The sequence below is a fragment of the Lactobacillus sp. genome (assembly GCF_051873315.1).
GTDB lineage: Bacteria > Bacillota > Bacilli > Lactobacillales > Lactobacillaceae > Lactobacillus.
This window is the reverse complement of sequence record NZ_JBJEES010000161.1, coordinates 14,975-27,952: the sequence shown is the minus strand read 5'-3', so window position 1 is coordinate 27,952 and position 12,978 is coordinate 14,975. Positions and strand designations below refer to the sequence as shown.

Annotated in this window: 14 protein-coding genes; 10 read left to right on the top strand and 4 right to left on the bottom strand. The window is 50.0% G+C overall.

Features of this window, described 5'->3' with window-relative positions; genetic code table 11:
• The first annotated feature begins 36 nt into the window (after nucleotides 1–36).
• The 3 genes from ACI32D_RS09795 (at nucleotide 37) to ACI32D_RS09785 (ending at nucleotide 3,641) form a co-directional block, all read left to right on the top strand.
• Complete coding sequence (locus ACI32D_RS09795; RefSeq protein ID WP_439776380.1) at nucleotides 37–1,632, top strand: ABC transporter ATP-binding protein; 1,596 nt, start codon at nucleotides 37–39, stop codon at nucleotides 1,630–1,632.
• Between the two features lie 213 nt (nucleotides 1,633–1,845).
• Complete coding sequence (locus ACI32D_RS09790; RefSeq protein WP_439776379.1) at nucleotides 1,846–2,589, top strand: PAS domain-containing protein; 744 nt, start codon at nucleotides 1,846–1,848, stop codon at nucleotides 2,587–2,589.
• A gap of 146 nt (nucleotides 2,590–2,735) precedes the next feature.
• Entirely contained in the window at nucleotides 2,736–3,641 is a 906-nt protein-coding gene (locus ACI32D_RS09785) for an ROK family protein (RefSeq protein WP_439776378.1), read from the top strand.
• Between the two features lie 84 nt (nucleotides 3,642–3,725).
• On the opposite strand, the gene ACI32D_RS09780 is transcribed toward ACI32D_RS09785, so the two are convergent.
• Entirely contained in the window at nucleotides 3,726–4,181 is a 456-nt protein-coding gene (locus ACI32D_RS09780; RefSeq protein WP_439776377.1) for a hypothetical protein, read from the bottom strand.
• 505 nt (nucleotides 4,182–4,686) lie between these two features.
• A complete protein-coding gene (locus tag ACI32D_RS09775; protein ID WP_439776376.1) occupies nucleotides 4,687–5,517 on the bottom strand; it encodes an aldo/keto reductase in 831 nt (276 codons plus the stop codon).
• Nucleotides 5,518–5,637: 120 nt separating this feature from the next.
• On the opposite strand from ACI32D_RS09775, the gene ACI32D_RS09770 reads away from it, so the two are divergent.
• The 4 genes from ACI32D_RS09770 (at nucleotide 5,638) to ACI32D_RS09755 (ending at nucleotide 9,110) form a co-directional block, all read left to right on the top strand.
• Complete coding sequence (locus ACI32D_RS09770) at nucleotides 5,638–6,480, top strand: DNA/RNA non-specific endonuclease (RefSeq protein WP_439776375.1); 843 nt, start codon at nucleotides 5,638–5,640, stop codon at nucleotides 6,478–6,480.
• 15 nt (nucleotides 6,481–6,495) lie between these two features.
• Nucleotides 6,496–7,899: a C69 family dipeptidase gene (locus ACI32D_RS09765; protein ID WP_439776374.1), complete on the top strand. Its 1,404-nt coding sequence runs from the start codon at nucleotides 6,496–6,498 to the stop codon at nucleotides 7,897–7,899.
• A 74-nt stretch (nucleotides 7,900–7,973) separates the two neighbouring features.
• The gene (locus ACI32D_RS09760; protein WP_439776373.1) at nucleotides 7,974–8,561 is read left to right on the top strand and encodes an alpha/beta fold hydrolase; all 588 of its coding nucleotides are present in this window, start codon (nucleotides 7,974–7,976) and stop codon (nucleotides 8,559–8,561) included.
• 27 nt (nucleotides 8,562–8,588) lie between these two features.
• The gene (locus ACI32D_RS09755; protein WP_439776372.1) at nucleotides 8,589–9,110 is read left to right on the top strand and encodes a GNAT family N-acetyltransferase; all 522 of its coding nucleotides are present in this window, start codon (nucleotides 8,589–8,591) and stop codon (nucleotides 9,108–9,110) included.
• Here ACI32D_RS09755 and pepI read toward each other — a convergent pair.
• Nucleotides 9,107–9,994: a proline iminopeptidase gene (gene pepI / locus ACI32D_RS09750; RefSeq protein ID WP_439776371.1), complete on the bottom strand. Its 888-nt coding sequence runs from the start codon at nucleotides 9,992–9,994 to the stop codon at nucleotides 9,107–9,109. The genes ACI32D_RS09755 and pepI overlap by 4 nt on opposite strands.
• A gap of 78 nt (nucleotides 9,995–10,072) precedes the next feature.
• Between pepI and ACI32D_RS09745 the strand changes: the two genes are divergently transcribed.
• Both ACI32D_RS09745 and ACI32D_RS09740 read left to right on the top strand, forming a co-directional pair.
• Nucleotides 10,073–10,990, top strand: a complete 918-nt coding sequence (locus tag ACI32D_RS09745) for a magnesium transporter CorA family protein (RefSeq protein ID WP_439776370.1) — start codon at nucleotides 10,073–10,075, stop codon at nucleotides 10,988–10,990.
• 31 nt (nucleotides 10,991–11,021) lie between these two features.
• Nucleotides 11,022–11,936, top strand: a complete 915-nt coding sequence (locus ACI32D_RS09740) for a serine hydrolase (protein ID WP_439776369.1) — start codon at nucleotides 11,022–11,024, stop codon at nucleotides 11,934–11,936.
• A gap of 42 nt (nucleotides 11,937–11,978) precedes the next feature.
• Here ACI32D_RS09740 and ACI32D_RS09735 read toward each other — a convergent pair whose 3' ends face one another.
• Nucleotides 11,979–12,224, bottom strand: coding sequence for a hypothetical protein (locus tag ACI32D_RS09735; RefSeq protein WP_439776368.1), 246 nt, complete (start codon nucleotides 12,222–12,224; stop codon nucleotides 11,979–11,981).
• 148 nt (nucleotides 12,225–12,372) lie between these two features.
• On the opposite strand from ACI32D_RS09735, the gene ACI32D_RS09730 reads away from it, so the two are divergent.
• On the top strand, nucleotides 12,373–12,954 hold the full coding sequence (locus tag ACI32D_RS09730; RefSeq protein WP_439776367.1) for a TetR/AcrR family transcriptional regulator: 582 nt from the start codon (nucleotides 12,373–12,375) through the stop codon (nucleotides 12,952–12,954).
• Nucleotides 12,955–12,978 lie beyond the last annotated feature (24 nt).

Genomic DNA, 12,978 nt, shown 5'->3' with positions numbered 1-12,978 from the left:
ATTGCTATAATGTTTATGAAAGAGAGGGATTATCCAATGAGTCTCAAATACGCACGGAAAGGCCAGGTCGCCCTATTCACCTTCCTGGCTGCCATCAAGGCCTGCAATGTTTTGTTCGTGGCCTACATGCTCAAGATCATGCTGAACATTGCCTCTTCCGGCAAAGGCGACTACCAGCGCCTGATCGGCTTCGCCGCCTTAACGGCCGGGGGCCAGCTTTTGTTCATGGCCAGCAATTTCGTCTATGAAACGACCAAAATGAACATTATCAGAAGCGTGAACATGACTTTAAAAGAAGCCAATTTGCGTTACTTGATCGATCAAAACAGCCTGGACACTAAAGACGGGCTGAGTTTCATGACCAACGACTTAAAGCAGATTGAAACCAACCGGGTCACGGCCCAGCTGGATATCATTTATCAAAGCTTGACCTTCGTGGGTTCTTTGGCTTTTGCTTTTTACAATTCCTGGGAAATGACCTTGGTCTTTATCGTGGCGACTCTGGCTCCGGCCGGCGTGCAGATGATTACCAGCAAGATCATCACCAAGAAGTCCCGGATCTGGACCCAGAAGAACGCCGTCTACACCCAGTATGTGTCAGACAGCTTGAACGGGGCCCAGTCAGCCCGGCTCTACAACGTCCGCACTAATATCGTCAAGCGGGCAGTGGGAGCTGCTGGGGACATGGAAACGGCTCTTCGAAACATGACCTTGACCCAGGCCTGGGCCTTGGAATTGATCTATTCAGCAGCTGAACTTTTCTGCTTCATCATTCCCTGCACGATCGGCGGGATCATGATGATGCGAGGCCGCTTGGCAGTTGGGACTCTGGTCATGATGGTTGACTTAGCCATCAACTTCATCAGTCCGGTCGTTACCTTGTTTAACGAATTCAACCAGGTCAAGTCGACCGTGCCGATGTGGCAGAGAACCCAGCGGGCCCTCAACTACGTGCAAAAAGACGACAGCTACCCGGTTGACCACTTTGACGGCATGGAGATCCGGGACGTGGCCTACGTGACCAAGCACAGCAAGCGGCAGATTTTTGAACACGTGAACATCAAGGTCAAGCCGGGAGAAAAGATCCTCCTTATGGCTCCGTCCGGCTGGGGCAAGACTACCCTTCTGCGCCTCATGCTGGGCATCTACAAGCCAAGCCATGGTGAAATCTTGATCAACAGCGAGGACGTGACGGGGGACTGGTACAAGGCCCACAACTTCTACTCCTACGTCAACCAGAAGCCTTTCATGTTTGACGACACCCTCCGCTTCAACGTGACTTTGGGCCGGGATGTGGATGAAGAACAGCTGCTCATGGCCTGCCATGAAGCTGGCCTGGATGACTTGATCCAGGAAAATGGCCTGGATTACCCAGTTGGGGAGAACGGCAACAATCTCTCCGGCGGGCAGATCCAGCGGGTGGAAATTGCCCGGGCCCTCTTGTCCGGCCGGCCGATCCTGCTGGCTGACGAAGCCACCAGTGCTTTGGACCCCCGCCTGTCTTTGGAAATCCATGAGACCCTGCTGGGCAACCCGAAGGTAGCGGTGATCGAAGTCGCCCACAAGATTTCGGACGTGGAAAAGGCCATGTTCGACCAGATTATAGTTTTGGACAAAGTAAAGCCAGCTTAAGCTGGCTTTTTATTTTGCTTGTTTTTATATAGCAAAATATATGTTAAAGATCTTTCTGATTTAGTAAAAGCGAAATATTTATTTTTGTGCATATAAGAAATATGATATATTGCTCTTGCAAGGTAAGTGCTTACAGGATACAATTGAGAGTGTAAAGCAAGTAAGTAAAAGTTAAAGAAAAATTTTTGTTGCAAGACTGAAGGAGACTGAATTATGGCAGAACCAAAATGGCTGCAGGACATGAAGCCTGAAGAATACTTGAAGGAAGACTTTGAAGCAACTGGCCACAGCCGCTACACTGTTGACGGTTTGGACAAGAACGACCCGGAATGGCTGGACAAGGCAGCTGCCAAGGTTAACGCGGCTGAAGGCGACGACTACGTTAAGCTGGACGCCGGTCTTTTGACCGTTAACCAAATCAACTGGATGTTGCGGAACACTTTTGGGGAAATGACTTATGTGGACGACAACAACCAGTTCCTGTGGTACAACCGTCCGCAAGACCCTAACTACAAGATGAAGGCCGGCCGTGTGCCAGCTCAAGTCGGCGACACTATGGGCGCGGTTCACCCAGACATCCGTGACGTTATCCCAACTGCCAAGAAGGTTGTTCACGCCCTGCGGACCAAAGAAGGCGGCCATGACTCAGTATGGATGCCAGTGCCAACTGGTAACTTGACTGAACTCGTTTTGCACTACTACAAGAGAGTGGAAGACGAAGAAGGCAACTACATGGGTATCTATGAATGGGTACAAGACATCTACCCATTCGTGAAGTACTTCTGCGAATCAACTGGCCAGAAGCTGGTTGTTGACCCAGATGCTTCAACTGGCGCAACTTACCGCCGCAACTCTGACCCAGACGCTAAGACTGGTCCTTCAACCAAAGCAGAAGCTGCCAAGGAAGAAGAGAAGCCAGCTGAACCAGAAGCAACTAGCGGTGCTTCCCACCACTAATCAAGCATTTTTTAGATAGTTGATAAGTATTGCTCTAAGACCAGCTCAAGGCTGGCCTTTTTTTGGTCAATTTTTGGCATAGTGCTGATTACAGAAAGCGCTTATAATGATAGTTAAAGATGCATTTTTAGAGGTGAGGGTAAAAAATGACGCAATACTTAGTTTTTGACATTGGCGGAACCAACGTGAAGTATGCCTTGATGGATGGCGAAGGAAAGCTGCTGGAAAAAGGCAAGCGGGCAAGCGCGGACAACTTGGACGACTTTGTGGCGGCTCTGTATGAAGTCGGCGACCAGTATAAGGGCAAGTTTGCCGGGATCGCGGTCTGCGCGCCAGGGAAGATCGACACGGAAAAGAAGATCATTCACTTTGGCGGGGCCTTGCCTTTTTTAGATGGCTTGAACCTGGAAGAGACCTTGGGGGCCAGATACGGGGTTCCAGTCAGCGCGGAAAACGATGGCAAGGCGGCGGCTTTGTGTGAACAATGGTTAGGTGAACTCAAGGGAGTTGACACCGGGGCTGTGTTGACTCTGGGCACCGGCGTTGGCGGCGGGATCGTCGTTAGCGGCAAGCTTTTGCACGGGAGCAGCTTCCAGGCCGGGGAACTCAGCTGGATGATCACGAACCAAGGTGCCGGGCTCAAGACCATGGATGCCTACGCCGGCTTTGCCTGTTCAGCCGTTGGCATGGTGGAAAAGGTCAACCAGGAGCTGGGCAATGAAGACGTCAATGATGGCTTGGTGGCTTTTGCCGCCATCAAGTCCGGCAATGAAGAGGCAGGCAAGATCTTCCGCCAATACTGCTTGGATGTAGCGGTGATGATTTTGAACCTGCAGACCGTGATCAATGGGAAAAAGGTTGTTATCGGCGGCGGGATCAGCGCCCAGGGAATCCTAATTGAGGAAATCCGCCGGCAGTTCGGGGAAATCCTTAATGACAACCCAATGCTGCGCCAGCAGGTAATTCCTCCGGAAATCGTGGCGGCCAAGTTCAGAAACGATACCAACCTCTATGGCGCCCTTTTTGCCTTGCTACAAGAGAATGAGAAGTAGCAGGAAAATTTTTAGCTGAATATAGAAAAAACTGAGCTCATATTGATGTGAGCTCAGTTTTGCTGTTGTCGGATGATTGGAGTTTTACTTCGTAAACCAGTAATTGACGTACCAGTCGTAAGGAATGGTTGAAAGATAAATGTAAACTAAGTTGAGAATGACAACTGTAATCGGTCCTACGTATGGCTTAGCGAATTTGCCATAGCGCATGATGGCGAGAATTGCTGCAGGTCCGAGTATGTCAAAAGCTGTACCAGTATTCATCACCCGTAAAGAAGTCAAGGCAATGAATCCGGCAACTAGGACAATTTCAGTGATCCAGAAGAGGATTGAGAACTTGCTTGTCCAAATAAGTACAGCTGCCAATACGAGTGCGACTGAAATCAAGATGAATGACCAGCCGATCTCAAGCTCTTTCAGATTAGTTTGAAATGTGACCTGCTCTGCTCCCATGAGCCAGATTAGAACTGCTTCGACTAGGAAGATCAAGCAGTTGACTGCTTTAATGATTGTTGAAAAAATTTTTTCTGTTTTTGTCATGGTAGATCACTTCCAACTGGTAATCTGATGAATGTAACTTGCCTTGAAGTCACCTTGAAAATTACCGACAAAAGTAAATGGGTGAACGATATGTGGTTTATCGCGCTTCTTCATGATTCGACCTCCACTTTTCAGTAAACGAATTTTGATAAATCGATTCATCAATCATATGATAACGATTTCTTTACAGAAAGAGCACATAAATAGCGAAGATTAGTTGTTTGTCATAAATGCACGTAGATATTATAAAAAAGTTCCCGCGCAAGATGGGCGATTATGTGAGCAAGCATATAGACGCTTAGTCATGAATTTCTAGCGATATAACTATATCGTGCAAGAGCTGAGTTACTTTATAAGGTCTGAAAGGGCGGAAAATTAATTATCTTAAAAATCAGAGCACAAATTTTGCTTATCAAAGCAGGGAAAAGTGAGATAGCATCGAATTCTTGCAGATGTTGAAAAACAAAATAAGCAGTTGACCAGTGCCACTGCTTATTTCCACTTCTTAAAATTCCTGGTGCTGGTTAGGGTCGCGGTCGGGCCGGCGGCCATCTGCCTTGTCCAAATCCGTCAAGGCTGTTACTTCTTCCTCAGTTAAACTGAAGTCAAAAATGTCCAGGTTGCTCAACTGGTGCTGGCTGGATGAAGCCTTTGGAATCGGCACTACCCCCAGTTGGATTTCCCAGCGCAAAATTACTTGAGCCGGACTCTTGCCGTACTTGGCGGCCAGCTTTTTAATCAAATCTTCCTGGAAAACTTCCCCGGCCCGCATGAGCGGACTCCAGGCTTCCGTAACGATCCCATGCTCATCGTCATAAGCACGGACGGCGCGGCTGGACCAGTAGGGATGCAGCTCCACCTGGTTGACGGCCGGCGTAACCCCCGTTTCCTTGATCAAGCGGTCGATATGCCCCGGTTCAAAATTCGACACCCCGATCGACCGGACCAAGCCAAATTTTTGCGCGTCAATCAAGGCCTGCCAGGCTTCTACATAATGATCTTCCAAAGGATTCGGCCAGTGGATTAGGTAGAGGTCAAAGTAGTCCAAGCCGCTTCTTAAGAGGCCCTCTTCCAGTTCGTTGATCGCGGCTGTGTATTCGTGGTGGGCTCCCGGCAGTTTTGAGGTTACAAAAAGCTGGCTTCTGGCAACTGAGCTGTTTCTGATCGCCTTGCCTAGAGCTCCTTCATTTTCATAGCGGGCGGCTGAGTCCAGAAGCCGGTAGCCATTTTCAATCGCCTGGCTGATGGCCTGGGCCCCTTGGTAGCCTTTGATCTTGTATGTGCCAAAGCCGATCTTTGGAATCTTGTTTCCATCATTTAAGTTGAATTCTTCCATGATTTTTTCCTTTCTTTTATATTTGCTGTTTGCTCTTTTTCTATCAATTATAGGTTAAATCTTTTGGTTTCCGGCAAAAATCCTCTAAAATAGGTTTAGTCTAAAAAGCGAGGAAAAGAAATGGCAAAAAAACGCAGGCGCAAGAAGCGCCAAAATACCAGCCTGCTGTCGGTTTTAGTCGCCGCGGCGGCAATCATTTGGGGCGTCTACACCAAGGGCGGCCAGGAAAACCTGACCAGTTCAAACAGCACTAGCACTTCATCAAGTACGGCAACTTCTGCCCAAACGGCTAAAACCGTCTACGGGGGATTAGCCAAGAGTGACTACCAAAAGCTAGCCAATGAGACTTTTAAGTCCGGCGGCAAGGGCTGGCGCTATGTTAACAATAACCACTCCACCTTGGTGAAAAGCGCCTGGAAGGTCAACCGGGTCATCTACTCCAACCTGGACAGCCAGAACCGGACCTCCAGCTCCAACACCGCCTTTTTGGAAAAGCGGAACGTGGCCAACGACTCCTTAAGAGTAAGGCAGTACGTTCAGCCAACTGGCTGGCACTCCAACCGGCAAAACGGGACCCAGATCTACAACCGGGGGCACCTCATTGCCTACTCAGTTTCCGCTGGCATTGACCAGGACGGCAACTACAACCCCAAGAACCAGTCCGGTGACCAGAACAACCCCAAGAACCTCTTTACCCAGTCGGCCTTCTCCAACCAGAAGATCCAGACGATTTTTGAAAGCAAGGTCCGGTCAGCTTTAAGAAGCGGGAAAAAGGTTATCTACCAGGCAACGCCAATTTTTAAAGGCAGGGAACTCATGGCCCGGGGGATCAACCTGCAGGCAGTTTCAACCGACGGGACACTGGATTTCAACGTTTATATCTATAATGTGCAGCCAGGCTACCAGTTTGACTACGAAACCGGCCGGGCTAAAATCGACCGTAGCATGCAGGTCAGCGAATAGAAAGAAGGAAGAAAAATGCGCGACAATTGTACGACCATGCTGGTGGGCAAGAAGGCCAGCCTTGACGGGTCAGTGATCGTGGCCAGAGATGAAGACTACGACCAGGGCTTTAACGAAAAGCGCTTTGTCTACTATCCAGCTAAAAATTATGATGAAGTTTTTGTTTCCAAAGGAACCGGCGTTGAAATTCCTTTAAAGGGGGAAGGCTGCGGCTTCACCGCTGTCCGCGACGCTGTAGAAGACTACGGCCGTTTTGACGAGCAGGGGATCAACAGCTATAACGTGGCCATGAGCTCAACGGAAAGCGAAGCCAGCAACCGCCGGGTCTTAGGCCATGATCCTTTTGTCAAAAACGGGATTGGGGAAGACTCCATGCTTTATTTGGTCCTGCCTTTCATCAAGACGGCCAGAGAAGGGGTTGAGCGCCTGGGCCGCTTGGTTGAACAATACGGGTCCAGTGAAAGCAACGGGATTGCTTTTGGCGATGAAAATGAAATCTGGTACATGGAAACCGGGGCCGGCCACCAGTGGGTTGCCCGCCGGGTGCCAGACGACAGCTATGTCGTGGCCCCGAACATGATGATCATCGGGGAAATCGACTTTGACGACCCGGCCAACTACATGTATTCCACTAACCTCCGCCAGTTCGTCAAGGACCACCACTTGAATCCGTCGAAGACTGGCAGCTTCAATTTCCGGGAGATTTTTTCACCAAGAGACCAAGACGACCTGCGCTACAACACGCCCCGGATGTGGTATGGGCAAAAGCTCTTTAACCCGGAAGTGGATCAATCTATCGACGACTTGGACATGCCATTTTGCCGGGTGCCGGCTAAGAAGATTGCCATCGAAGACGTGCAGTTCTACCTGAGCAGCCACTACGAAAACACGGAATATGACTACTTAACTAAGGAAGAAAGCCCGGTCAAGAACGCCTACCGGCCAATTTCCGTCACGGTGTCGCAGGAATGCTCCATCATGCAGATCAGAAGCGACCGGCCAGAAGGCTACAAGGCCATCCAGTGGCTCTGCTTCGGCCTTTATGCCGCAGCGCCATGGGTGCCTTTCTATACTAATATCAAGGACACGCCAGCCAATTACCAGATCAAGACTAGCCAGGCTGACCCGACCAATAGCGCCTACTGGCTCTACAAGTGCATCCAGGCCTTGCTTGAAGGCAAGCAGCAGACTTGGCAGAGAAAGCTCCGGGCCTTCCAGGCTGACTGCCAGAGCCTGGCCATCCAGCATGTTGATGAAACTGACAGAGAAGCTGAAAAGTTAAGCCAAGCAGACCTGGTAGACTTTTTGACGGAAGCCAATAATGCAATTGCTGATAAAATCACGGCCAAGGGCAAAGAGCTCTTCGACCAGCTGGTCAAGGACAATCTCAACAACTCGATTTACAAGTACCGGCCCTAATTTCTTGCCAAAAATAGTACAATAGAAATGTTGTAAGTTTTTAATGTAAAGTAAGAAATCGTAAGGAGTTTTTTATGGAAAAAGAGATGACCTTAATCAGCGCCAAGGGCAAGTTAAAAGGAACTTGGGGCGAAGCAGTCAACCCAATTGAAGGGCTGACCCCCTTGGTAATTTTGGCCAAGATCGGCGATAAGGACCAGGCCTATTGGCTCAGCCGCTACTTAAATGACGCCGGCATCTTGACCTTCACTTTTGAAGCAGAAGATTCAGCCAGCGCCATTAGCGGCTACCACCTGGCCTTTGACGAACTCAGAAACGACGACCGGGTAGCCAGTGAGTACATCGTTTTCGCCGGCTATGGGGAAGCTGGGGATGCTGCCGCGGTGGCCGCCAGTGAAATCGGCCGCTCAGTCCGGGGAATCTTCCTTATGTCACCAGTTATCAAGGACTGGGACAAGATCAAGGGCTACCAGGGCCGCAGCTATATTGTTGCCGGCAGCGAAGACGACCAAGCTCCTTTGGCTAGCCTGGAATTGATGGCCAAGCAAATGAAGCAGGGCGAACTTTTGCAGATGCGGGGCGCCGGCCACGACTACCGGGAAGAAGACTGGGAAAGAGCAGGGATGCTGCTCAGGACCTGGGTCTTGACCGGCCTTAATTAATAAAGTAGAAAAGAGAAGGAAGCAGCGATGACGGAAGTAAAGATTGACCAGGTCGCTGAAAAAGATCTGCCGGCCTTGGTGGCCATCAGCCGGGAGACTTTCGCCGACACTTTTGGCGAGTACAACAGCGCCGAAGACATGGCCAAGTTTTTGGCTGAAAACTATAATGAAGAAAAGCTTAGGGGAGAAATGGCAACTCCAGGCAGCTTCTTCTACTTCTTGAAGGTGGACGGGGAAGTTGCCGGCTACTTAAAGCTGGACGTTGCCGACGCCCAAAACGAAGATGTCGACCCAGATGGCTTGGAAGTTGAGCGGATCTACCTGCGCAAATCCTTCCAGCACCGGGGCCTGGGCAAGCAGCTCTTTGAGTTCGCGGAAGAAAAAGGAAAAGAATGGGGCAAGTCCGTCCTCTGGCTGGGCGTTTGGGAACACAACGAAAACGCCAAGAACTTCTATGCCAGCCGCGGTTTGACCCGGTTCAGCGAGCATGTCTTCGTTCTTGGCGATGACCGTCAGACAGATTTTTTGTTAAAAAAGCCTCTCGTCTAGTCCTGGCTGATTAACCAGTCAGACAGGAGCTTTTGGTACTTGGCATTTTCCTGGACAAAAGGCATGTGGCCGCAGCCGGCAAAGAGCTCCCAGCGGGCGTTCGGCAAGTGGTCGTACATGCTTTTAGCCACCAATGGCGTGCACAGATCGTCAGTGCCGCTGGTAATCAAGACCGGCAAGTGCAGGTCCTTTAAGCGGTCAGTGTACTCATAGCCGTGCAGGTTGCCAATCGGCGTATATTCATTAGGGCCCCAGCCGGTCAAGTAGGCCAGGCTGCCGCCCTTTTTTTTGCGCAAAACTGGCTCCGGCATGTCCGGCGTAAGCTTGATGGCGTGCTGATCCATGAAGTGGGCATTGGCCGCCTGGTAGGCCGGGGAGTCATAGTTGCCACTTGCTTCAGCTTCCTTGATAGCGGCCTGCTCGTTTTCTGGCAGGTACTTGATCAAGCGGTGCAATTCCTGGCTCCAGAGCTTGGCGGAGGCTAAAGTAGAGGAAAGGATCAGGCTTTTGACCCCTTTAGGCTGATAGTCGCACAGGTAGATCAAAGCCAGCATCCCGCCCCAGCTTTGCCCTAGGAGGTGGATCTCGTCAAGGCCCAGCTGCTTTCTGACATTTTCCAGCTCCTTGACCCAGGTCTGGGCCGTGTAGGCCGTCTCTGCCTGGTCGTCGGGGATGCTGGAATTGCCGCAGCCCAATTGGTCATACATGATGACTTGCCGACCACTTTTTTCAGCAACTTGGTCGAGGACTTCAAAATAGTTGTGACTGCTGCCGGGCCCGCCGTGGAGAAGCAGGAGCGGGGCGCGGTCAGTCGCCTCGCCCACGATCCGGCAGTAAGTTTGCCAATTTCCGAACGGAAGATATTTTTCTGTGATTTGCATCATTATTTTACCTACTTTAAACAACTTCATTTTAAAAAAATGGTAACATGAATAATGAGTAAAATGAAGGTGGGGACAGCCATGATTAAGCAACAAATTTTTCCAATTGAAACTGACTTTAACTGGTACGACGTCAATGGCTTGAATGAAGCTGACAGCCGGCGCCTGCAGACGGAGTTTTATTTCACCCCGGAAATCATTTCCTACGTTTCCGACCGGCATGAACGGCCCCACTACGACTACGACCAGTATACCGACACCCACCTGCTGGTTTATGACGTGCCAGTCTGGCCAACGACGACCAGCAAGCACTTCACTTCCCGGCCAATCACTTTTTTGCTGCAGGACAAGAACCTTTTTTCTTTCCATACGATCGAGACCAGCTATGTCTTTGACGAGTTCAACGATCCCCAGGTTTTGCGCCGGCTGTCCCACGCCCAAGACGTGACGGAGCTGCTGGCAACTTTTTTGATGTATGCTTCCCAGTACTTCCAGCGGGCCATCACCCAGCTGGATGCTGAGCGCAACGACTTGGACGTCAAGCTGAGCGATGACATCGACAACAAGGACCTGGTGGAACTGTCCAATATTGAAAAGAGTCTGGTCTACCTGTCCAGCTCGATTCAGACTGACCAGATGATGCTGCACAGCCTACAGCACTCCCGGCTGACTTTTTCCAAAGCGGCCAAGGAAAGACTGGACGACGTCTTGATCGAATCCAGCCAGTCTTCAGAAATGGTGCAGATTTCCCGGCAGGTGACCAAGACTTTGTCATCGACTTCCAATAACATGATGAACAACAACCTGAACGACACCATGCAGTTCCTAACGGTTTGGTCCATCGTTTTGACCATCCCGACTATTCTGACCGGTTTTTACGGGATGAACGTGAAGTTGCCGGTTTTGGGGGCCAACTATGACTGGGTGATCATTATCTTGATCACCGTCCTTTTGATGGTCTGGCTGATCTTCCTCATGCGCAAGCACCATCTTTTTTAAAGGAAAAAGTTAAGAGATACTAAGGAGTTACATGAAGAACAATATTGTAGTCGGGGCTTTGATCGCCTCCCTGCTGGCTTTTGTCGTCTACACCAGTACCAACAAGGATGCTGAAATGCGGAAGGTTACGGTGGTGCAGGTAAAGAAGTCCGGCAACGTCAAAAAGACGGTTTCTTCTACTGACAAGGAACCTAATGTCAATTCCATTGAATATGACAACCAGGTCAAGAGCAGCAAGGGCAGCGACAAGCAGCTGGTCAAGGCAATCAAGAAGGCCATGGGCCAGGACGTCAGCTACCAGGTGGCGGCATATGACTTAAGCAAGAGCAGCCATTTTGCGGAAGTGGCCAACACCAAGAGCAGCCAGGATTCCCAGAAGATTTTTTACCTCTATCTCTTGATCGCCCTTTATGCCCAGGAAAAGTCCGGCAAGATCGGGGCCAGCACGGCTATCAAGGTTACTAAGGCTGACAAGGCTGGGACAAGTACGGCGATCGCGGTCGGGATCAGCTACGGGCCAAGCTACTTGCGCGAGCAGATGCTGAAGGGCAACAAGACCGCGGCTAACGCGCTTTTGCGGACGATCGGAACTAAGCAGGTCAATAAGGTGTTGAAACAGCTGGGGGCCAGCCAGACCAAAGTGACTGGAACCTTCTCCAAGTCCGTGGTCGGCAAGACGACAGCCAGTGATCTGGCCAAGATCATGGTTTCCATTTACCAGGGGAAGCTGGTCGGCAGCTACAATCAGCAGGTTTTGACTGCTATGACAGGGAAGACCAAGCTGGCCAGCAAGGCTAAGGGGACTGTCTACCAGTATGCTGATGGCAATTTAGAGGTCGCCTTGATCAGCAATAACGGCCACAATTACGTGGTCAGCGCCTGGTCCAGCAAGACTGATGACTTTGCTGCTTTAGGACAAGCTGTCAAGAAAGTCATGGAAAAGTAAAGATAGAACGAATAAATAGAACAGAAGAAATGAAAAACGACTCTACAGCCAGACAGTAGAGTCGTTTTGTGCTTTCTTGCGTTTACGTGGTTTATAAGTTTTCTTGGCCAGCCACATGTACCAGGCAAATTGGAATTCCCCGATCATAATGCAGATAGCCAGAAGCAGGAAGGTCACCACGAAAGGATTGATGCTGCTGCCGTCAGCGTAATGAAAATTGAACATGAAAACATTTAGATAAATCAGTAAACTGAACCAGTAAAAGTTTGCGAACCACCAGATTTTCATTTTTAGTTTTCATCTCCTATCTGAATATATGATAGCGCTTTTAGGAATCGCTTTCAACAGAAAAAAAGAATTAATTTACAATCTGTAGATTGAAATCTTCAGTTAGTAGTTATATAATTGCTACAGTTGAAAGGAAATGGTAGAAAGTATGACTCAAAAAAGGACTTTGGACTTAGGCAAGGTCATCGCCAAAGCCACGGAAATGATCGAAAGCCGGGGCTTAAGCGAGACGACCATGCCAAATCTTGCCAAGGCTCTGGGCGTTCGCAGCCAGTCGCTCTATCATTACGTGAAGAACCGTTCTCAACTTCTGTCGCTGGTCGCGGCCAGCCGGATCCGCCTGCTCTACCAGGACCTGCTCAAGCAGCTTGTTGGTTTGTCAGGCCACGAAGCATTGTTTAAGTTTGCTGACGTGGTCCGCGACCGCCTTTTGGAAGACCAGGCCCTGGCGACCCTGCTTTACCATATGGATGAATTTTCAGATGATTCAGACCTGGTGCAGGAAGTAGTCAAGATCCTGGACTTGGGTGAGCAGCTGCAGGTGGACACGGGACACGTGGTTTCCCAGCACGCCTTGGTTGGCGCGGTCCTGGGCTATGTCTTTTTAGACAGGTTTGCCAAGGGCCAGGGAAGCCGGGATTTTCCGGAAAGCCCGCAAGAAGCAGAAGAGAACTATCACGAAATGGTCTGGCGGCTGGTTTCGCCCAGCACCCAGCAGTCAAATGCCTAGCTTAGTAGACTGATTGTAAAAGAC

Excerpts from the sequence above, each read along its gene's own strand:
- ACI32D_RS09795 (WP_439776380.1), top strand. The coding sequence starts at position 37 with ATGAGTCTCAAATACGCACGGAAAGGCCAGGTCGCCCTATTCACCTTC.
- ACI32D_RS09790 (WP_439776379.1), top strand. The coding sequence starts at position 1,846 with ATGGCAGAACCAAAATGGCTGCAGGACATGAAGCCTGAAGAATACTTG.
- ACI32D_RS09785 (WP_439776378.1), top strand. The coding sequence starts at position 2,736 with ATGACGCAATACTTAGTTTTTGACATTGGCGGAACCAACGTGAAGTAT.
- ACI32D_RS09780 (WP_439776377.1), bottom strand. The coding sequence starts at position 4,181 with ATGACAAAAACAGAAAAAATTTTTTCAACAATCATTAAAGCAGTCAAC.
- ACI32D_RS09775 (WP_439776376.1), bottom strand. The coding sequence starts at position 5,517 with ATGGAAGAATTCAACTTAAATGATGGAAACAAGATTCCAAAGATCGGC.
- ACI32D_RS09770 (WP_439776375.1), top strand. The coding sequence starts at position 5,638 with ATGGCAAAAAAACGCAGGCGCAAGAAGCGCCAAAATACCAGCCTGCTG.
- ACI32D_RS09765 (WP_439776374.1), top strand. The coding sequence starts at position 6,496 with ATGCGCGACAATTGTACGACCATGCTGGTGGGCAAGAAGGCCAGCCTT.
- ACI32D_RS09760 (WP_439776373.1), top strand. The coding sequence starts at position 7,974 with ATGGAAAAAGAGATGACCTTAATCAGCGCCAAGGGCAAGTTAAAAGGA.
- ACI32D_RS09755 (WP_439776372.1), top strand. The coding sequence starts at position 8,589 with ATGACGGAAGTAAAGATTGACCAGGTCGCTGAAAAAGATCTGCCGGCC.
- pepI (WP_439776371.1), bottom strand. The coding sequence starts at position 9,994 with ATGATGCAAATCACAGAAAAATATCTTCCGTTCGGAAATTGGCAAACT.
- ACI32D_RS09745 (WP_439776370.1), top strand. The coding sequence starts at position 10,073 with ATGATTAAGCAACAAATTTTTCCAATTGAAACTGACTTTAACTGGTAC.
- ACI32D_RS09740 (WP_439776369.1), top strand. The coding sequence starts at position 11,022 with ATGAAGAACAATATTGTAGTCGGGGCTTTGATCGCCTCCCTGCTGGCT.
- ACI32D_RS09735 (WP_439776368.1), bottom strand. The coding sequence starts at position 12,224 with ATGAAAATCTGGTGGTTCGCAAACTTTTACTGGTTCAGTTTACTGATT.
- ACI32D_RS09730 (WP_439776367.1), top strand. The coding sequence starts at position 12,373 with ATGACTCAAAAAAGGACTTTGGACTTAGGCAAGGTCATCGCCAAAGCC.